General features: G+C 27.6%; 17 protein-coding genes. 1 reads left to right on the top strand and 16 read right to left on the bottom strand.

Annotation, left to right across the window (positions count from 1 at the left end; translation table 11 throughout):
* Window positions 1-141 precede the first annotated feature (141 nt).
* A complete protein-coding gene (locus tag KGF36_RS17040; RefSeq protein ID WP_227829854.1) occupies window positions 142-1,632 on the bottom strand; it encodes a 4Fe-4S dicluster domain-containing protein in 1,491 nt (496 codons plus the stop codon).
* A gap of 466 nt (window positions 1,633-2,098) precedes the next feature.
* Here KGF36_RS17040 and KGF36_RS17035 point away from each other — a divergent pair, with 466 nt between their 5' ends.
* Window positions 2,099-2,299: a cold-shock protein gene (locus KGF36_RS17035; RefSeq protein WP_227436749.1), complete on the top strand. Its 201-nt coding sequence runs from the start codon at window positions 2,099-2,101 to the stop codon at window positions 2,297-2,299.
* A 161-nt stretch (window positions 2,300-2,460) separates the two neighbouring features.
* Here the strand turns inward: KGF36_RS17035 and speB are convergent, their stop codons facing one another.
* The 15 genes from speB to KGF36_RS16960 all read right to left on the bottom strand — a co-directional run bounded on the left by speB (window position 2,461) and on the right by KGF36_RS16960 (window position 22,060).
* Complete coding sequence (speB, locus tag KGF36_RS17030) at window positions 2,461-3,339, bottom strand: agmatinase (protein WP_227829855.1); 879 nt, start codon at window positions 3,337-3,339, stop codon at window positions 2,461-2,463.
* Window positions 3,329-4,180, bottom strand: coding sequence for a polyamine aminopropyltransferase (speE, locus tag KGF36_RS17025; protein WP_227829856.1), 852 nt, complete (start codon window positions 4,178-4,180; stop codon window positions 3,329-3,331). The genes speB and speE overlap by 11 nt, the downstream gene beginning before the upstream one ends.
* Window positions 4,181-4,215: 35 nt before the next feature.
* Entirely contained in the window at window positions 4,216-4,629 is a 414-nt protein-coding gene (speD, locus tag KGF36_RS17020; protein WP_227436754.1) for an adenosylmethionine decarboxylase, read from the bottom strand.
* Between the two features lie 60 nt (window positions 4,630-4,689).
* Entirely contained in the window at window positions 4,690-6,165 is a 1,476-nt protein-coding gene (locus KGF36_RS17015; protein WP_227829857.1) for an aminotransferase class I/II-fold pyridoxal phosphate-dependent enzyme, read from the bottom strand.
* Window positions 6,166-6,698: 533 nt separating this feature from the next.
* Entirely contained in the window at window positions 6,699-8,003 is a 1,305-nt protein-coding gene (locus KGF36_RS17010) for an MATE family efflux transporter (RefSeq protein WP_227829858.1), read from the bottom strand.
* 97 nt (window positions 8,004-8,100) lie between these two features.
* Window positions 8,101-8,895, bottom strand: coding sequence for a MerR family transcriptional regulator (locus KGF36_RS17005; protein WP_227854911.1), 795 nt, complete (start codon window positions 8,893-8,895; stop codon window positions 8,101-8,103).
* Between the two features lie 188 nt (window positions 8,896-9,083).
* Window positions 9,084-9,722, bottom strand: a complete 639-nt coding sequence (locus KGF36_RS17000; RefSeq protein WP_227829859.1) for a GntR family transcriptional regulator — start codon at window positions 9,720-9,722, stop codon at window positions 9,084-9,086.
* Window positions 9,723-9,956: 234 nt separating this feature from the next.
* On the bottom strand, window positions 9,957-11,822 hold the full coding sequence (locus tag KGF36_RS16995; RefSeq protein ID WP_227829860.1) for a glycoside hydrolase family 13 protein: 1,866 nt from the start codon (window positions 11,820-11,822) through the stop codon (window positions 9,957-9,959).
* A gap of 6 nt (window positions 11,823-11,828) precedes the next feature.
* Window positions 11,829-14,249 (bottom strand): glycogen/starch/alpha-glucan phosphorylase, encoded by a 2,421-nt coding sequence (locus KGF36_RS16990; protein WP_227829861.1) that lies wholly within the window; start codon window positions 14,247-14,249, stop codon window positions 11,829-11,831.
* Window positions 14,250-14,262: 13 nt separating this feature from the next.
* Entirely contained in the window at window positions 14,263-15,705 is a 1,443-nt protein-coding gene (glgA, locus tag KGF36_RS16985) for a glycogen synthase GlgA (protein WP_227829862.1), read from the bottom strand.
* Between the two features lie 28 nt (window positions 15,706-15,733).
* Window positions 15,734-16,864, bottom strand: coding sequence for a glucose-1-phosphate adenylyltransferase subunit GlgD (gene glgD, locus KGF36_RS16980; RefSeq protein ID WP_227829863.1), 1,131 nt, complete (start codon window positions 16,862-16,864; stop codon window positions 15,734-15,736).
* Window position 16,865: 1 nt separating this feature from the next.
* Entirely contained in the window at window positions 16,866-18,026 is a 1,161-nt protein-coding gene (locus KGF36_RS16975; RefSeq protein WP_227829864.1) for a glucose-1-phosphate adenylyltransferase, read from the bottom strand.
* Window positions 18,027-18,774: 748 nt separating this feature from the next.
* Window positions 18,775-19,818 (bottom strand): SPFH domain-containing protein, encoded by a 1,044-nt coding sequence (locus KGF36_RS16970; protein WP_227436770.1) that lies wholly within the window; start codon window positions 19,816-19,818, stop codon window positions 18,775-18,777.
* Window positions 19,819-19,837: 19 nt separating this feature from the next.
* Window positions 19,838-20,284 carry an NfeD family protein gene (locus tag KGF36_RS16965; RefSeq protein ID WP_227829865.1) on the bottom strand — a complete coding sequence of 149 codons (447 nt, stop codon included), beginning with the start codon at window positions 20,282-20,284 and terminating at the stop codon, window positions 19,838-19,840.
* A 189-nt stretch (window positions 20,285-20,473) separates the two neighbouring features.
* Window positions 20,474-22,060, bottom strand: a complete 1,587-nt coding sequence (locus tag KGF36_RS16960) for an NAD(P)H-hydrate dehydratase (RefSeq protein ID WP_227829866.1) — start codon at window positions 22,058-22,060, stop codon at window positions 20,474-20,476.
* Between the last annotated feature and the right edge of the window lie 852 nt (window positions 22,061-22,912).

Raw genomic sequence — 22,912 nt, 5'->3', positions numbered from 1 at the left:
AAATATTATATATCTAATTTTTATTTTAAGTACTTAAATATATTAATATAAGTCTAAATAAAAATAGAGTTATCCTAATGTTAAATTACAACTTAGAACAACTCTATTCTTCATCTATATTTTTTATGATTATCTATAAATCTATTTTTCTAGATTTATATCACTAAAATCTTTTATTTTTGTATTTGCTAAAATACTTTTCTTAGTTGATTGAGAATTTTTTCTATCAAAAGTGGTTTTAACCTTTGCACCTGATAAGAACTTACCAGAACCATTTATACATCCACCTTCGCACATCATACCTTCTATAAAGTTTCCTTCTAATTTTCCTAAATTAGCCATAGTCATTGTCTTCTTAATCTCTCTTGAACCAGAAATTTTTACAGGTTCGAAATTAACTCCAATACCTTTTTCAGCAAGATAATTTTCTATAGCTTTTGTAAGTCCACCAGCAGCACCAAAGCCTCTTCCAAATATTGATGCATCATCTATATCTTCATTTGAACACTTAGCTAAGTCTATATCAAATGCTTCAAATAGTGCCATTATTTCTTCAAAAGTTAGTACATAATCAACAGCTCCTTTTAATTCCTTTTTAGCCGCTTCATTCTTTTTAGCTGTACAAGGACCTATAAATACTACTTTTGCATCAGGTTCATAATTTTTTATAAATCTTCCACTAGCTATCATAGGAGATACAGTAGAAGATATTTTTCCTACAAGGTCTGGGAATGTCTTTTCTATGTAACCAACAAATCCTGGACAACAAGAGTTTGTCATAAAAGAGTCTCCTTCTTCCATTCTTTCAGCAAACTCTAAACTTTCATGAACTGTAACTGCATCTGCTCCACAAGCAGCCTCTAGTACATCGACAAAACCTAATGATTTTATAGCATTTTTTATTTGACCATATGTAACATTTGCTTCAACTTGACCTGTTATAGCTGGAGCTACTACTGCGTACATTTTTTCTTTTTGTACTAATTTTCTAGCTACTGGAGCTATCAAACTCTTATCAGATATCGCTCCAAATGGGCATGCTGACATACACGCACCACAGTTTAAACATTTATCTTCATGTATCATAGCTTTCATATTTTCTCTATCAAACCCTAAAGCATTAGTTGGGCATACGCTCTTACATGGTCTTACAACCTCTGAGATGGCATCATATTGGCAAGCTTTTTTACACATTCCACAAGCCTTACATAATTCATGATTTATATAAGCCATTCCCCCAACATGTGTAATAGCACCAAATTTACAAGCTTCTTTACATCTATGTGCTAAACAACCTCTACATATATCAGTTACTGTAAATTCGTTTATTGGGCAACTATCACATGCTGCTTCTAAAATATATATTATTTGTTCATCTTCTCCTACATCCATTGTATCTAAATCTATTTTATCTTGACCTGGCAATAGTCCCATACTTACATTTACTCTTTCAGATATTATAGCTCTTTCTTTATAAACACAACATCTGTATGTAGGTTTCTCGCCTTTTATTATTTCATATTGAATATTATCCATTGCTTCTCTTGTAAGGTTATCTTCTTTTCCAAGCCTAGCTATTGCAGTTAAAACATCATGTCTTAATTTGTGTATTTGTGTTTCAAATTGAAACATGTTAATACCACCCCCGTAAATAATTTTATACGGTACTATTATAGCATAATATTTCCTTTTATTAATATATATGTAAAACATTATATATTTAATTTTTATTTTATCGAATTTATATACTGTTTTTTTGTTTTATTATATAATAATAGTGATATTTCTGAAATTTCACTATTTTTAAATTTTATTTTCAGTCTATTTTATAATATTTTTTATTATTTTTTTATATTTTACTCTTTATTTTTCAATTTATATATTACATTTTTTGATATTAAATTTGCTAAACCTCATCAGATTTCTATTTTATTTTCTTTCATTGTTAATATATTTTTTAGCAAAATTTTTTAAATTCTAAAATTGATTAACTTTTTTTAAAATTTTAATTGCTTTTTTTTAAAATTTATGCTATATTAATAGAACAGACTTAATTTATTTAGTTTGTATTTTTTAATAAAGCGGAGGTTTTTTTATAATGAAAAACGGAATAGTAAAATGGTTTAATAGTGAAAAAGGATTTGGATTCATATCAGTAGAAGGAGAAGACGATGTTTTCGTACATTTCTCAGCTATACAAACTGATGGATACAAAACTTTAGAAGAAGGCGAAAAGGTTAGCTTTGATATAACTCAAGGTAATAGAGGACCTCAAGCTGAAAACGTAAATAGAATATAATTATTTAATTTAAATATATATATTTTAGAAAAGGAGCTACATAAGGCTCTTTTTTGTTGTCTAAAAAAAATAAATAAGTTACCTTAAAAAAGTGCTAAACTTAAAACAACTTATTTAAAGTAACTTCTTTCTATTATAGTATATTATTCATATAGACTACACTACCTAAATTTACTTGATATTATTAAGCACAATTCTCTCAATACTTTACATGCTATAACTGTTGATACTCCTGTCGTATCATAATCAGGGCTTAGCTCTACAATATCACAACCAACTATATTTATATTAGATTTTTTTATAATCTTAAAAATATCTTGAAATTCTCTATAATTTATACCACCAGGTTCTGGTGTACCTGTTCCTGGAAATACAGATGCATCCAACACATCTAAATCTACAGTTAAATAAACATTTTTCCCATTCAATTTATTAATTATCTTTTCAAATGTATTTATTCCACCAACTTCCATATAAGTATGTTTTTGTTCTATTGCAAATTTAAATTCTTCTCTTGTTCCAGACCTTATTCCAAATTGAAATATTTTATCATCTCCAACAATATCCCATACTCTTTTAATTACTGTTGCATGAGAATTTTTATTATTATTATATTCTTCTCTTAAATCTGTGTGTGCATCAAAATGAATTACATACACATCATTATACTTCTCATAGACTGCTTTAAAAGCTGGTAAAGTAACTAGATGTTCTCCACCAATCATAAATGGAACCTTTAAATCTTCAACTATACTAGCAGTTTCATCATATATTTCTTTCAAAACTTGTTCTGTATCTCCAACACTAATTTCCAAATCTCCATAATCACATATATTATAATCTTCTAAATCCAAGTCTAAAAAAGGACTATATGTCTCAAGACCATAAAATTCTTTTCTCATCGAGCTACTTGCAAATCTAGCTCCAGGTCTATTTGAAGTAGTTCCATCAAACCCTACTCCAAACACTATCAAATTTGATTCTTCATAACTTTTATCCATACCCATAAATGTATTTATATGATAGAAATTACTCTTCATTTAACATCTCCTTTACATATTGAGGTAGCATAAATGAACCTAAATGGATATCACTATTATAATACTTCGTTTTTAAATTTAATTTTTCCCAACCATCTCTATCTTGATTTTTTATTGGGTCTAGTTTTTTTGAAGCAAAACCAAATAGCCAGTGTCCAGATGGATATGTTGGTATATGTGCTTGATAAACTTTAGATATTGGAAATATACCTTTTAACTTATCGTTGGCTCTTTTCATTTCTTTAGCATTAAACTCAAAATAAGGACTTTCACTTTGATTTACTAAAATTCCATCATCAGTTAGTATTCTATAACAATCTCTATAAAAATCATTTGAAAAAAGTCCTTCTCCTGGTCCTATTGGGTCAGTTGAATCTACTATTATTAAGTCATAAGATTTGTCATAAGCCTCTTTAACAAACTTAACTCCATCTTCAAAATATAAATTTACTCTTTTATCGTCTAATTTACATGAACATATATCTATATACTCTTTAGACACATCCACAACCATTTTATCTATTTCAACCATATCAATTTTTTCTATTTTAGGATAACGACTTAACTCTCTTACTGTACCACCATCTCCACCACCTATAACTAAGACTTTTTTGATATTTAAATTTGTAGCCATAGGAACATGAGTTATCATGTCATGATATATAAACTCATCTTTATATGTCACCATCATTAAACCATCTATTGTCAGAAACTTTCCAAACTCCTCACTATCAAACACATCTATTCTTTGAAACTCAGACTTCCCTTCAAATAAATGTCTATCTACTTTTATAGAAAACCTTACATTTTCTGTCCATTCCTCTGTATACCAAAGTTCCATATAATAATCCTCACTTTCATTTATCTATTTTATGTTTATACTGCTTCAGGTTTATGAGTGATTTTACCTAAATCTTTCTTTGAATATTTTTTTATTTTTGTTGTCAATCCTCTTGGAATTTCTGTGGACTCACTTCTTTCTGATTTTAGAAGTTGTTCCAATAATTCGAAACTTTTCCATGGGTCTATATCACCACAAGTAAAAAAATCCGCCGCTGCATAACCATATTCAGGCCAAGTATGTATTGTCAAATGAGATTCAGCAATTATGACAGCACCCGAAACCCCCCAAGGATTAAAATGGTGAAATACAGAATCAACAATTGTAGCCTTTGCATTTAATGCTGAATCATTCATAAAATTTTCTATAAGATGTGGGTCTTTAAGTATGCTCTCATCACAGTTATAGTATTCTACTAGTATATGTCTTCCTAGTGTTTCAAATTTCATTTCAATCTCAACTCCTTTTACATATTTATATATACTATTCTATTTATCCAATAACACAATTTATTTTATAACGAGTATTGTATCTAAGTTTTTATCTTGCATATCAGTCAAATACGCATTACTCTCTTTTAAAAAAACAAGGTACTCCATAATTTCTTTTGTTATTAACTCTCCTGGAGTAACAATTGGTATACCTGGTGGGTATGCCATTATTGATTCTCCACAAATTCTACCTATACATGACTTGATTTCTACACTTTCTTTAGATGCATAAAAAGCTTCTCGAGGATTAAGCTCAATAGTTGGATTTATTTGAATCATATTAAACTCATTTAACTTGGCTTCTTTTCTATAAGTTTTTTCAATTATAGAAAGAGCCTTAACCAATCTATCAATATCTGATTTATTAGTTCCAATAGACACAAGTGCTAAGATATTGTACAAATCTCCTAGTTCTACTTGAATTGAAAACTTTTTATACAACAAATCATACACTTCAAAGCCAGTTAAATTTAACCCTTTTATATTTATACATAATTTAGTTTCATCTATAAATTTAACACCTTTTCTTTTTAATATTTCGGTAGACAAAACATCTATTCCATCTATTTTATTTAATCTAGCTTTTGCGTATCTCGATAAATTTAATGCTTTTGATAATTGTTCTTCTCCATTTTCAACTAGGTTAACTCTCGCTCCATCTATACTTGCCATAAGCAAATAAGATGCAGATGTAGACTGTAACATATTGATTGACTGAAGTACTTTTTCAACTCTTACATTTTCTCTATTCAATAAAAGTGCTGAAGATTGTGTCAATGCTCCTCCAGTTTTATGTATACTTACAGCCACCATATCTGCTCCTAAACTTATTGCAGAAGGAGGTAAATCTAAATGAAATGGAAAATGAGCACCATGAGCTTCATCTACTAACACTAAAAGATTATTTTTATGGCATAATTCTATGATGTTCTCAAGGTCTGCACAAGCACCATAATAAGTTGGATTAAGTAAAAATAAAGCTTTTATATCGCAACTTTTTTCTATTTCCTCTTTAACTTTCTCAATAGTAATATTTAAACTTATACCTAGTTGCTCATCAAATTCTGGTTGTATAAATATTGGTATTCCTCCACAAAGTATTAAAGCATTTATTACTGACTTATGAATATTTCTTGGGAGCAATACTTTTTCTCCTGGATTTATTACACTTAGAATCATTGCATGTATTGCTTGTGTAGTACCATTAGTTATAAAGAATGCTTCATCAGCCATATATGCCTGCGCTAATAAATCTTGTGCATTTTTTATGACTCCAGTTGGATTAGATACATTATCCATAGTGGGTGATGAGTTTATATCCATTTTCATGAGATTTTCACCTAGATATTTATTTAATATATCTACACCTCTATTTTTCACATGTCCAGGTACATCAAAACAAGCTATATCTCTTTTTGAATATTCTTTTAATGATTCCAATAAGGGAGCACATTCATAGCTCAATTCAACTGCATTTGCGAATTCACTGTCCATGACTTTAAATTCATCTCCTCTCTATTTTAATATTTTTATTGTTTTTATTTATTATTTCTATTTTTTATTTTTACTTTTATTAAACTCATGATATTTATTATATTAACAAACAAGTCTTTTTACAAGTATTTTTTTATTCCACACCAAAAACCTATACCTTAGTATTATCAATATTTATAAACTTTCATATTTTTTATTGTTTATATTAATTTTTTTATAAATTAGTATTTGTAAACTTTATCACTTTTAGTCAATTTCATATTTTTATTTTTTTCAAGTTTTACTAACGCTTTAAGTTTAATATTTTTAATTTGTATGTATTCTATTACTAAACTTTCATACTATTTTTATTTTATATATTAAAATCTATAGTTTAGTGTAACTAAATAATTTTCATATTTACACATTTAAATTTTTTATAAAAATTATTAAAATTTAATCTAGTACTATAGAATAAATTCTATTTGTACAAACAAAAATAGAGTAGTGAATAAATTCACTACTCTATATAAATAATTTATGGTATCATAACATTATAAACTTATAGCATTTTTTGTACATTCCTTTACATTTACTACTTTACTCATAATTAGAACTGTCAAGAGTTCTGAAACAGCCATACTTACCCATATTCCATTTATTCCAAATAACTTAGAAAAAACAAATAGTATAATCGGCAATAGTAAGATTGAACGTAAAACTCCTATAATATTAGAATGTACTGGCATTTCTATCGCTTGATAATACATCATAGTTGTTAAATTTTTTCCAATCATAAGATAGGCTAAATTAGCCATGTTAAGTGCAACATAAGCCATTAAAATAATTTCTTTATCACTCGTAAATATTTTTACAATTTCTTTTCCAAATAAAAAACATATTACTGTGAATATTATAGATACACAAAAACTCATTTTTGTTGCCATATTATAATAGCCTAACATTTTTTTAATTTCTTTAGAGCCAAAATTATAACTTATAAGTGGTTGAACACCTAAAGTTATCCCCATTAAGAGATTATAAATATTAGTAGTTACATAGTTTACTACAGCATAAGCAGAAAGACCTACATCTCCAACAACTCTTGTCAAAACTATATTATGTGCAAGTATAATTATTGAAAAAGCACTCTCTGCAAAAAATGAAGGAAATCCTATATTAAATAATTCTTTTAAAACATCCTTTTCTATCTTTGCTGGCCCAAAGGATAACTTACCTTTTTTAAACATAAAATGAGGTAACATTATTATAAGTGTAGATAGTTGACCTAAGCCACTTGCAATTGCTGCACTTTTTACACCAAATCCAAGCTTAAATATAAATATATAATTTAAAGTTATATGAAATATTGTTCCTGACACAGTAGCTATCATGGCAAGTTTTGGTCTTCCATCATTTCTTAAAAAACTACAAAAAACAAGACCTAGCAAATTTGGAAAACAGAAAGCAGCATAAAATGTTAAGTATTCAGAAGATAATCCGACTAAACTTTCTGTTGCTCCCATAATTCTAACTATATGCTCTGAAAAAAGTATACAAATTATTGTAAGAGATAAACTACCTATTATTAAAACTTTTATTACTTGCCTAAATATATTTACAGCCCTTTCATCATCTCTAGAACCAAATTTTTTCGAAACTAGTGCTCCTCCTCCAACTGCCATTAAACTGGATAATCCTAAAAATACCATTACAAGAGGCATCACTATACTAACAGCTGTAAGTGCTGAATCGCCTAGTCCTTTTCCCAAAAATATTCCATCTAATATTGTATTAAAGGATGATACAAACATAGCAAGAGCTGATGGTATAGCATACTCTAAAAATTTTTTTGACATTAAAAATCTCCCTCCCATAGATTATTATAATAAATATTATTTCACTATATAAAATACTAATCTATCCTCTGAGGGTAGAGTCAAGTTTTTTTGTATACTATTTTTTTCTTATTTCTAATTGAACCAATGTCTTTTCTTTTGTGTCTGAATCCACTCTAGAAAGCATCCATATTTCATTAAAGTTTCCAACAAGTTCTATATTATTATCATTTGCATAATCGATTATTTTTTTATAATAATCATAGGCATTATTCCAATTATCATCATATATAATTGTTAAATATTCACCTGCTGGTAAAATGTGCTGATTTTCATATTCTTCTCTTTCTGTAAAATCTACTATATAATCATATAATAGTGCTTTACCTTCTTTAATTACTTTCTCATATGAAATACTACCTGAAATTATAGGATATACATCATTATACTTATCTTGAATGTGTAAAATAATATGTCTCAGATACATCTCAAGTTCAACTTCATCCTTTGAATTACATTTATAGACATTTACTTTTCTTTCTTTATTGTATTTTATAAATACATTATTTAAATCATATTTTAACAATTCATTTACTTTAAATTCTATATCATTTAGATAATTTTTCACATCTGATAGTTCTTTTATTTTACTTTCTATCATTTTATTTTGTCTATCAATTGTATTCATCATAGACTCAATTGAGCTATCTGAATCAATTAATTTTTTTATATCTTCAAGAGCCATACCCATAATCTTACAGTACTTAATTACATCTATACTCATAAACTGCTCTCTTGAATAATACCTATATTTATTTTCTTGGTTTACATATGCTGGTTTTAATATCCCTACTTTATCGTAGTATCTTAGAGTTTTTATTGACAAATCAAAAAGTCTAGATACTTCTCCTATCGAAAAATATGTTTTTATATTATCCCCTCCTTTATATTTTGCATTAAAATGGTACTACATTAATCTATAAATATCAATATAAAATTAGTTGTATTTTTAATTAATTTTATATTGATATTTATAGATTAGAAATAATAAAATAATGATAGAATTATATAAAAAATAAGAGAAGCTTTTAAAAGCTTCTCTTATTCCATCTCTGCTATAGGTATCGTTTTCCAATGTTTTCTTAAAATTGCTTCAACATTTTCTGAATCTTTCGCTCTCATAAACTTCACTGCCTCAATATGTTGATTATTGCTGTAAGTTAACATTTTATACAATTCTTCTTCATTGTCGCTAGTATATGACTTTGACATAAAATTATATCTAAGAGAATTCAACATATTTATTAATACTTGATTATCTGATTTTGCTATGTATATATCGTGAAATTCATTGCTTAGTTTTAAGTAGTTATTGTAATTTTTATACTTTATAGAGATAGCCATCATTTCTGTTAGCTCGTCCATTTTTATTAAATCTGATTCAGTTAAATTTTCTAAAGATGAAGAACCTGCTAACGCATCTAACACACCAATTACAGAATATGTGTCTAGTTTTTCCTTTTCCTGAAACTCTTTTACCACAAATCCTTTATTAGGTATCTTTTCTAGTAAATTTTCACCTGCCAACCTCGTTAGTGCTTCCCTTGCTGGTGTTCTACTAACTCCAATAGAGTTGCAAATTTCAGATTCAGTAATTCTCTGATTAGCTTCATACTCTCCATTTTGGATTTTTTTTGATATATAGTCATAGACTTGAGTTGTAAGTGGATCTACTTTCATAAGACACTCCTCCATATTAAGATTATAAAAGTTAAATCTCCCTACAACTTCAGTAGAGAGGTTTTGTTTTATCTTACTTATCTATATAATATCATAACTTCTATATTTTTTACACTTCTTTGTAATATTTTGAAATACTAAAATTTTTATGATAAATTAAAACAAAAATGTAGCAAAACCTTTGATAAATCAAAACTTTTGCTACATTTTTACTTTTAATTTAAATTATTGTACTTAAAATACACTAAAAATAATAAATGATTTAGAATCCATATGGATTTTTAATTCGTTATTTTCTATCGGTATATTTTTATTTACATTTTTAGAATTATACTTTATAGGTATTTCCTCTATAAAGCTACCCTCTATATTTAATGACATATTTTCAGGATTGTTACTTCTGTTTATTAAAATTAGTATCCTATCATTATCTTCATTAAATCTTATAAATGCAAACACATTATCATTTCTAGTATATATAAATTCTGTTTCTCCTGAACTTAAAATTTTATTTTTATTTCTGATTTTTATAATATTTTTATAAAAATTTAACATATCTTCATCTTCATTTTTCCATGGATATGTTCTTCTATTGTCTGGGTCTACATCTCCGCAAAGACCTGCCTCATCTCCATAGTATATATATGGTACTCCTTCAAATGTCATTTGCGTAGCTACAGCAAGTTTCATCAAATCTATATCATTATTTAATTCAGTTTTAGCTCTTGTAACATCATGTGTTCCAATTAAATTTAAATTAGACTTAAATGATTCTTTTGGATAATTTTCTTTAATTTGTATATATCTATTGCTAAGTTCATATGAATTAATTTCTCCTTTTAAAAAAGAAAACATATTATTTCTAAATGGATACCCCATAACAGAATCTAATTCTTCCCCTAATAAATAGCTTCTTCTTTGACCATAACTAATCTTATTTGAGGCGTCTTCCCATACTTCCCCTATAAGTATCGAGTCATTATCAGCTTCTTTTAATTCCTTTTTCAGCTCTCTTATAAACTCAGTTGGAAGTTCATCTGCAACATCCAATCGCCACCCTTTAATCCCCATATTCATCCATTTGTTTACGACACTATCCTTGTCATATATTATATAATCCATATAGCTTTTTTCTAATTCATTTGTATTTGGCAAGGTCTTTATATCCCACCAACTTTTATATTTATGAGGAAATTCTTCAAACATATACCATGAATAATATGGTGATTCTTCTGATTGATATGCACCTAAACTATCATAATTTCCATACATATTAAAATACTTACTATCAGCTCCAGTATGACTAAAAACACCATCAAGTACTATTGATATATCTTTTTCTTTTGCTTTATCAATTAATTCTTTAAATGTATCTTCATCTCCAAACATAGGGTCAATATTTTTATAATTTCCTGTATCATACTTATGATTACTAGAGGCTTCAAATATAGGACTTAGATATAATATACTCACTCCTAATTTTTTTAGATACCCAAGTTTATTAATTATTCCTCTTAAATTTCCACCATGAAAATCCCACCTTATAATATCCCCTCTACTGTCCTTTATGTACATAGGTATATCTTCCCAGTTACCATATATAAAGCTGTTTTTTTTAGGATTATCAACCTTCCCATTACGATTTCCATTGTTAAATCTATCTACAAATATATGATAAAGTACTCCTTCTTTATACCAGGTTGGCACTTTAAAGTCTTTATAAACAGTAATTTGATATTTATTGATATCATTATAATTATATTCACAAGCGTATCCATTTTCTCTATTCTTTCCATAGAATACAGTCTTTTTCTCACCATCTATTTCAACAATTACTTTAAAATAATAGAAATAAACACCTGTTATATCAAATTTTTCAACCTTACAATAAAAATACTTTCCAAGTGTATTATTGTTTAATTCTTCATTTAAAATTATTGTCTTTGTTTCATCTTCTTTGTTTATTTCTAGGGAAATAGACTCAACATTATATCCTTCATTTACTTTAACTTTAATTATCAATTCTTCATTAAATTTTAAAGCTCCAAACGGAGCCTTAAAATTTTTATCCCAAGAATTATATTCTATTATGTTTTGCATTTATAATCACACCCTTTTAAACCAAATGTCTTTTGCATATTCAGAAATTGTTCTATCAGAAGAAAAAAATCCTGAATTAGCTATATTAACCAAAGACATTGTATTCCATTTTTCTTTATCACGATATAGTTTGTTTATATTTGCCTGAGCTTGACCATAATTTTCAAAATCCCTCAATACAAAGTACTCATCATTATAAGTGGTAAGTGAATTATAAATACTTCTACCTTCTTCACCTAGGTTAGGAATAAATCCATTTATTAAATCATCTACTACCCTTTTTATATTCATGTTAGAATGATACAAATCAAGTGAAGAATATCCACCAAACTTATTATAATTCAGTACTTGCTCTGCACTAAGTCCAAATAAAAACATATTTTCTTTTCCTACTTGTTCACATATTTCTACATTTGCACCATCTAATGTGGCTAAAGTTATAGCACCATTCATCATAAATTTCATATTACTTGTTCCTGATGCTTCTTTTGTTGTCGTTGAAATTTGTTCACTCACATTTGCTGCTGGTATTATTATCTCTGCTAATGATACACCATAATTCTCTATAAATACTACTTTTAACTTGTCCTTTACTCTAACATCATTATTTATAGTACTTGCAACTGAATTTATAAATTTAATTATACACTTGGCTAAATAATATCCTGGTGCGGCTTTTGCCCCAAATATAAAAGTTCTTGGGTCAATATTTAAATTAGGATTGTCAAGTAATTCATGATACATATGGAGTACATTAAAAATATTCAATAGTTGCCTTTTGTAAGCATGCAACCTCTTAACCTGAACATCAAATATAGAATTAGGGTCGATATTTAAATCGTATTTATCATTTATAAAATTTGCTAAATTTACTTTATTATTGTATTTTATATCATCAAGTCTTTTTAAAACAGAATAATCATTTTTAAATTTTTCAATATTCTTTAGCTGTAAAGTATCTGTTTTCCATGAGTCACCAATTAAATCTGTTATTAAATTGCTAAGTTGAGGATTTGAACTTATAAGCCATCGTCTATGTGCAATTCCATTAGTTTTATTGTTAAATTTATTTGGTTCGTCTTGATAAAAATCTTTTAAAACTTCTGTTTCAAGAATTTGAGTATGAAGCTTAGCAACTCCATTTACACTGTGACTTGTTACAATACATAAATTTGCCATATTTATGTTGTCCCAATCTATTATACTCATTCTTCTTATTTTATCTTGGTCATATCCTTTATTATTTAACTCTTCTACATATCTTCTATTTATTTCTTCTATTATCATATAAATTCTTGGTAATAGCTCTTTTATCATGCTTACAGGCCACTTTTCCATTGCTTCTGACATTATAGTATGATTAGTATAAGATACTGTTTTTTTAGTTATCTGCCATGCTTCATCCCAAGATAATCCCTCTTCATCAAGTAGAATTCTCATAAGTTCTGGTATACATAAGGTAGGATGTGTATCATTTATATGAATTGCCACCTTATCAAATAAATTCCTGATATTTAGCTTATTCTTTTTACACTTCCTTATGATATCTTGTACACCTGCACTTACAAAGAAATACTCTTGCTTAAGTCTCAATAATTTTCCTGCATAATTTGAATCATCAGGATACAACACTTGTGAAATTTCTTCAGTATAATACTTGTGTTTTAAAGCTTCTTCATAACTTCCTGAATAATTTAGAGCATTTGAGGTAAGTTCTCCAAAGTCTCTTTTTGGTATCTCACTTTTAAATAATCTTAAAGTATTGATACATTGATTTTGGTATCCAATTATTGGTATATCATAAGGCATTGCCATTACAGGAAGATAGTTTTTATGGACTACTTTTAAATGAATTCCTTCCTTAATCAACTCTACTTCTCCACCAAACTTCACCATTGTTGCTTCATTTGGTCTTACAGTTTCCCATGCATAACGTCCTTCTGTAAGCCAGTTATCAGGTACTTCGACCTGATAACCATTTACAAATTTTTGTTCAAACAAACCGTATTTATATCTAATTCCATATCCTTGACCACTTATATTCAAAGATGCCATAGAATCTAAAAAACATGCTGCTAATCTTCCAAGACCACCATTCCCTATGGCTGGGTCTACCTCAGCTTTGATTAAATCATCTAAGTTAATTCCTAATTCTAGTAATCCTTCTCTAACTTCTTCTTCAATATTTAAATTTAATAAATTAGATTTTAATTGTCTTCCTATTAAAAACTCTAGACTAAAATAATAAACTTCTTTTTTCTTATCTAACTTCGTAGCAACCCATTTTTTTGCTATTTCATCTTTCAGTAGACTACATAGTACATTTAACAATTGTTCATCAGTAGCTTCCTTGATAGACTGTGCATATAAGCTATACATTTTCACTTCAAATTTTTGCTTGAATTTCTTTTTGCTTATTGTTACCAAAAAAACCACTCCTTTAATCACATATGTCTCTATATGTTTCTATATACTCCTTAGCTGATTTTTTCCAACTATTATCGGTATTCATTGCATTTTCAACTAGTTTCATCCATTTTTCTTTATCTCTAAAAACCTTAATTGCATTTTTCAAACAGAAAAACATCTCATGAGCATTGTAATTTTTAAAACTAAATCCATTCCCTTCTCCAGTAAATTGATTATAAGGTATTACAGTATCTTTAAGTCCTCCAGTTTCTCTAACTACTGGCAAAGAACCATATCTCATAGCTAGCATTTGACCTATACCACAAGGTTCAAATAGTGATGGCATCAAGAATATATCACTTGCAGCATAGATTTGTTGAGCCAACGATGCATTAAATGTGATTCTAGCTGATACTTTACCTGAAAAATTAGAATCGTAATAATTAAACATTGATTGATATTGATGTTCCCCAGTTCCTAAAATGACAATTTGTAAATCTTCCCTCATAAGCTCCGGCATCATATAGGCTATTAAATCAAATCCTTTTTGAGAAACTAGTCTTGAAACTATTCCTATTAATGGAATAGAAGAATCTTTTTTTAATCCTAATATATCTTGTAATCTCAATTTATTTTCCAATTTTTTCTCAATAGAATTTACATCGTAATTAACAAATATATCCTTATCTTTCTCAGGATTATTCAAGTCATAATCTATACCATTTAATATACCTTTTAATTTTCCTGATTCCTTTCTAAGCAAACCATCTAATTGTTCTCCATAAAAAGATGTTTGTATCTCATTTGCATAAGTAGGACTAACAGTTATAACTTTATCTGCAAAGTTTATTCCAGCTTTCATAAAATTTATTGAACCATAATACTCTATATCTCCATTATCAAAATATTTTTCAGGTAAATCTAATATATCATCTAAGACATACTTATCAAATACACCTTGATATTGTAGATTATGTATAGTATACATAGTTTTTATATTTTTATACCCCTCAAGGGTTGCATATCTCTCTTTTAAAATTAATGGTAACATTCCTGTGTGCCAATCATTTATATGTATTACATCTGGATAAAAGTCAATTCTACTTATAGCTTCTAAGACAGCATCTGTAAAGAATGTATATCTTTCTGCATCATCTCCATATCCATAAATACTCTTTCTCTCGTCTTCTCTTCTAAAATAAAATTCATTGTCTATAAAATAAAATTTAACACCATCTAGCTCCATTTCTAAAAGACCACAATATTGATTTCTCCATCCAACACGTACACTAAAAACAGCTATTTCTTTTAATTGATCTTTTAAATAACTTGGTATAGTTGAATATTTAGGCATTATTACCCTTACATCTACACCTTCTTTTTTTAATTCTTTAGGCAATGCATAAGATACATCTCCTAATCCTCCAGTTTTAGCAAAGGGCCAACACTCTGCTGTTACATAAAAAACTTTCACTAGCTATTCCCCCTTCTAAAAAATATTTTTATATATTCGTATTTTTTTCTACTACAATAGGATATTTTTCATCTCCTTTTAACTCTTTTCCTTTTGATACACTTGTATTTTTATCTAGTATTGCATTATATAGTTTTGCATTTGACTTTATTACACAATTTTGCATTACTATTGAGTTTTCTATAACTGTTCCTTTTTCAACATTAACTTTTCTAAATATAATACTATCTTTTACAGTACCTTCTATTAAGCAACCTGATGCTATAAAACTATTTTCTACCTTTGCACTATCTGTGTAAATTGTAGGTGACTCATTCTTTTCTTTAGTAAATATTTTTCTTTCAGAATACAATAATTCATCAGCCACTTCTATTTCTAATAAATCTTTACTCATTTGAAAATATGATTCAACAGAATTTACACATTTCAAATATCCTGTATACTCATAAGCTCCTATTTTCATATTTTCTGCTTCTTCAACAATAAATTCTTCTAGATAACAATAGTTTCCTTTATTTACAATATTATATATACATTCTACAAAATCTTCACGCTTCATAATATATATTTCCATACATATATTTGCTCTAGGGAATTTTCCTAAATTATTTCCGACATTTATTACTCTGTTATTACTATCTAAGTTTAAAGTTAGATTACCTTCAAAATCTTTATTTGCATTGTTTACATTTTTATATATCATAGTTATATCATTATGAGATTTTTTATGGTATTCCAAAGCCTGAGAATAATCTAAATTGCATAACATATAACTTGGAGCTATTAAAATATATTCTTCTTCACTTTTCTCTATATAATCAAGATTAGCCAGTATTGTGTATATATCTCCTTTTCTATGTGAGTAAGTATTTCTATACTTAGTATTTTCTGGGCTAAAAATTGATAAACCACCCTTTTTTCTACTTAAATCCCAATCTTTCCCGCTACCTATATGGTCTGTCAATGATCTGTATTTTTCTTTTGCAAATATTCCAACTTTTGTAATTCCTGAATTTATCATATTAGATAGAGCGAAGTCTATTATTCTATATCTTCCAGCTATTGGTGTAGAAGCTATCGGTCTTCCATAATTAAGTTTATTTATTGCAGGGTCTCCTTTTTTGTTTAAATTTATTATACCTAAACATTCATTTCTCATCTTAAAGACCTCCTTCTATTAATACGCATCTAGGCTCTATATTTTCATATTCAGAAACTACATTTATCTCATTATTTACATTTTTTATCTGAACATTATCATTTATAGTTGCACATTCGCCTATCATAGCTTTTTCTATAGTTACATTTTCTCCTATTACAACATTTGGCATGATTACTGAATCAATTACTTTGCTTCCTTTTCCAACAACAACTCCATGTGATAATACAGAGTTTCCTACTTCTCCTAAAATTCTACAACCATCAGCTATCATTGATCTATGAACATTTGCACTTTTGCCTATATATTGAGGAGGCATTGCCATTGTATTTGTATATATCTTCCACTTAGAGTCTGATAAATCCAGTGTTTCTGGAGATTTAATTATATCCATATTTGCATCCCATAAACTTTGTATAGTTCCTACATCTCTCCAATACCCCTTAAATGGATATGCATACATTCCAACATTATCCTCTAACATTTTAGGTATTAAATTCTTTCCAAAATCATCATAATTTATATCTGGATTTTTTTCTGCTTCTTTAAAATAACTTCTCAACATTTTCCAATCAAATATGTATACTCCCATAGATGCCAAATTACTTTTAGGTTCGCCTGGCTTTTCTTCAAATTCATAGATACTTGAATCTTCATTTGTATTCATTATGCCAAATCTAGAAGCTTCATCCCAAGGTACTTCAATTACTGCAATCGTAGCTTTAGAACCTTTTTCTTTATGAAATTTTAACATTTTACTATAGTCCATCTTATATATATGGTCACCAGATAATATTAATACATATTCTGGATTATAGGTATCTACAAAGTCCATATTCTGGTATATAGCATGTGCTGTACCATTATACCAATTTCCCTCTTTTTCATTCATAAATGGTTGTAATACATATACTCCACCATTTATTCTGTCTAAATCCCAATGACTTCCCATGCCTATATGAGAATTTAATATCAATGGTCTATATTGAGTTAAAACACCTACAGTATCTATACCAGAATTTGAACAATTGCTTAAAACAAAGTCAATAATTCTGTACTTTCCTCCAAATGATACGGCTGGTTTTGCAATCCTCTTTGTAAAAACTCCAAGTCTTGAACCTTGCCCCCCTGCCAAAATCATAGCTAACATCTCTTTTTTCATTTAATGACACTCCCCTCATCTAGTAATTAATATTTATAATTGCATTTTTACCTTTATAAACTTTTAGTCAATAAATGTTGTGTATAAATTTTGCCCAAACGCTAATGTAATAAGAGTAAAATAATATAAACTATACAATTTCTATAATATATACCCCATAATTGTTTTATTGAAGTATACATTATTTTCCATCAGTGCTATAGTACTTATAATATTCAATTCCTAATTAGAAAATAATATAAACATTTATTTTATAGATATAAAAAATATTTTTTATAAATCAATTCATATCATACAAACATACTTAAATTTTTATGATTTTTTGATTTGATAATAATAGAACATAATATGACATGATTATCTAAAAATCTGTAAACAATTACTAGCTAATTTTATTTTTCTTATCATTTCCTTATTTATGATTCAATTAATGAATTTTAGTTTTATTGTTAGATATATTCATTACGTTTGATATTTTTATAACTATATATGTTATCAATATAAATATTCAAATTAAAATTACTTTCTTTTCCTACATGTTTTATTTAATATTATATAACACTTTTTACATTAGTAAAGGGCAAATTGTATAAAAATTCTGTTAATTTATTTTTAAAATCCCGTTTTATAAATAAAAACAAAGAAGAAGACTTAAAAAACTATAAGTCTTCTTCTTTTCAATGTGCATACTATATTTAATTAATTCGACATTTAATTTCCATTTCCTTCCTACGATAAAAAAACTCTTTTATTTTTTTAATGAATCATTTCCACTAAATGCATCTTTTACATCTAATATATCATTCTTATCATCACTCATGACTTCTTTTATCCCTTTGAATGTTCCTAGGAAATTAACTGCTTCTGAAGGTAAAACCAATTTTGTTGACTTACCTTCAGCCATTTTTTCAAGTGCTTCCATAGATTTTAATGCTAGGATATTATTATCAATGTCAGACTCTTTCATCGCTGAAAATACTAACTTCAAACCTTCTGCAGTGGCCATTTGAGTTCTTTTAATCATTTCAGCTTCACCTTGTGCTTTAGCAATAGCTGTTTGTCTTATAGCCTCAGCTTCACCTTCTGCTACTAATATAGCAGATTCTTTTTCTCCTTCTGCTACACGTACCATAGCTTCTTTTCTTGCTTCTGCTGTTAATATAGCAGATTGTTTTTCTCCTTCTGCTTGTAATATAGCAGCTGACTTATTACCTTCTGCTTGAAGTATTGCTTCTCTTCTTTCTCTTTCCGCTCTCATCTGCTTTTCCATCGCAACTTGGATATCATGAGGAGGCATTATGTTCTTTAACTCTACTCTATTTACTTTTATTCCCCATTTATCTGTTGCTTCATCAAGGATTGTTCTCATTTTTACATTTATTATATCTCTTGATGTTAGTGTTTCGTCTAAATCAAGTTCACCAATTATATTTCTTAAAGTTGTAGCTGTTAGATTTTCAATAGCAGCTATTGGATTTGCTATTTCAAACACATATCTAACTGGGTCTGTAACTTTATAATATACAACTGTATCAATCTGCATAGTTACATTGTCTTTAGTTATAACTGGCTGAGGTGGGAAATCTATTACGATTTCTCTCAAGTCAATCACATATGCCATTTTATCTAAAAATGGTATCAAGAAATGTACTCCTGTTTCAGCCACTTTTTGAAACTTACCAAGTCGCATTATTATACCTACTTTAGATTGTTTTATTACTCTTATACAGGTTAAACTTATTGCTACGACTACTATTATTAATACAATACTTAAAACAACTTTCATACCCATAAATATATCCTCCTTTATTTTATTGATTCGTCACACTAGTTGCAGAATTCACTTTTTTAACAACTAGTTTTACCCCTTCTATTTTTAATACTTCTACTGTAGAACCTTTATCAATCTTTTCATCATCTATAGAAATAGCAGTCCATGTTTCATGTTCAACTACAACTAAACCAGTTTGATTTGGAGAAATTTCCTCTGTAACAACACCTTTTTTAGATATCATTGCTTGTAAATTGGTATTAGATTTATAAGTTTTATCTTTTTTTACAATTTTCTTAGTAGCTACAACTAACATAGCTATAGAAATTACAGCAAATATTAAAACTTGTAAAAATATACTCTTTATAAAAGTACTTAAAAATATAAGTATTACTGCTCCTACACTAAACCATATTAGTGTTAAGCTTGGAGTCAACATTTCTGCTATTCCAAATAAGATTGCTACTATCAACCATATCAACTTCATACTATCTACCCTCTTTTCATATGAATTATAAAACCCTATATAAATCATATTCTTTACACAATATATTTGAATATGAATTTAAACAATAAACCAAAAACCAATAAAATAAGTCAATTTGAGATTAATTTAATAGTATTATATCAGCATACTTTGTTAAAGTTGTTACAAAGTAGTATCAAATATTAGTCATTAAATAATCAAAAACTTGTTCATTGTTAACGAAATGTTACTTATTAAATCTGTTGCATTTACTGTATACATACTTTTTCCTAACTTATCTCCTATATAACCATGTACATATGCTCCACTCACTGTAGCTTCAAGTATATCCATACCTTGACCTATAAAAGAAGTAATCATACCAAGTAAACAGTCTCCCATTCCACCAGTTGCCATACAACTATTTCCTGTAGGATTTATATATGTTTCTTTACCATCTGTTATGATAGTTTGATAACCTTTTAAAAGGACAACTACATTATATTTTTGAGCAAATTCTTTTGCCACATCTACTCTATGTTCTCTTATATACCCAATTGAGTCACCTGTCAACCTGGCCATTTCTCCCAGATGTGGAGTAATTACAAACTTATTTCTCCACTCTAAAAACTTATAGCATCTATCCTTCATAACATTTAATCCATCTGCATCCAATATTATTGGACAACTAGAGTTTTCAACTACTCTAAGTAATCTCTCAAAAGTTTTGTGATTATCTCCCATTCCTGGACCAAAACCAATTGCATTGCTAGAACTCAATAGTATATCAACTCTCTCTTCTTCAAAATTTACAGTCATTGCTTCAGTGAGTCTAATAGATACTTTTTCTTGCACATCTTTACTACTAATCAAAGTTACAAGACCACTTCCACTTTTAACAGCAGATTCAGTTGCTATGAAACTAGCCCCATAAAATCCTTTTGAACCTGCAACTATAGATACTTTTCCAAAATCACTTTTAAATCCATGTTTATCTCTTCTTCTAATATTATTTTTTACAAAACTCTCATCAGTTATGAATTCATCATTATGGTATTTTCTTGTAATGAAATCTGGAACACCTATTTTTTCTACAATTACATCTCCAATAAGTGAGCTTACATCATAATTTAAAAACCCTCTTTTATAAAATTCAAAACTAATTGTTTTATTTGCTTTGATACAAATTCCAAGTATACTACCTTTGTCGCTATCTATACCAGATGGTATATCTATAGAATATGTATTTTTGCTGTTATCATTTACTATATCAATTACTTTTTTAAAAATACCAGTGATTTCTCTCTTTAGTCCTGTTCCAAATATTGCATCTATTACGACATCACTTTTAGATACTGCTTCTTTAAATATTGTTAAATTTTTATTTTTAATTATACTCTGTTTTTCTGTTTTAATAATTTCATCCACTTTATTTTTATTTATATAGTCATTATATTCCTCACTTAAATCATTTTTATCAATATTTATAATATTAATCCCCATATTTAAAAGTATATTATAATTGATTTTAGAACATTCACTTATTTTCTTGATATTACCAATTAAAAAGACATTCACATTTTTCCCTTTTAGCTTTAAATGTCTTGCTATTCCAAGGCCATCTCCACCATTATTTCCAACACCACATACAATTGTATAATCATTATATATATCTATATCCATGTTTCTCATTGCAGATATTACTGCATTTTCCATCAATACAATCATTGGAATTCCCAATTCTTCTACGCATGCATTATCAACACTTCTACTCAAATTAGCTGTACCTATCAACACATATCATCACTCCTATAAAATTAAAGACTTCCTAAAATATTTAAATAAACACATATAAATATCTACTGAAGTCTTTTTAATCTCGTAAACAACTTAAATAAAACCATCAAAAACAAGATTTCTAAAAATAATTTAAAAAATAATAAAAATTCTGAATTAAAATAATCATTTAATTTATTATATCATATAATTTTGGTCATTATATTACTTCAAAACCTATTTTCATTAATTCTCTAAAAAGTTTATCTTTTGGCTCAATTTGTTTCTAAAATCCAAATGATTTTTAATTTTTATTTATAAATTAAAATTTAAGAAAACTCCCCAATCCTATACATAAAACTTTTTTTATTCGAACTCAATTTTCTGACAATTTAATAATTTTTCAAAATTTATTATTGACTTTTATTTTTTACTGTATTAAACTAATTACTATACAAAATATAAAAACAAAATTTTCAAAATTATTAAATTAAAAGGAGAGATAAATATGAAGACTTTATTAAACAAACAAGTACGATTTTTTAGTAGCCAATTTAGTTAGGGTTTGTAGCTAAGTTAAGACAAATTGTCATAACATAGATACAGACCCCTTAGGATTACCATTTTTAAGGATTGTATCTATGTTGGCTATAGTGATTGTTGTTAAAGTTTTTATTTTATCATCATATATAGAGCCACATGGATTATACTGTGTGGCTTATTCGTGTTTTTGTCATACAGTTATATATACTGTGTGGCTTTTTTATATCCAAAATTAAATTAAAAAATTTATTTTAAAATATTTTCAAAGGAGTGTTTTATTTATGTCAGGTATTATATCTGTAATGACGCAAAGTTTAATTTTATCAATCA

Source organism: Clostridioides sp. ZZV14-6009 (genome assembly GCF_020658095.1).
Classification (GTDB): Bacteria; Bacillota; Clostridia; order Peptostreptococcales; family Peptostreptococcaceae; genus Clostridioides.
The sequence above is the reverse complement of the archived record's forward strand: the minus strand, read 5'-3'. Positions and strand labels throughout refer to the sequence as shown.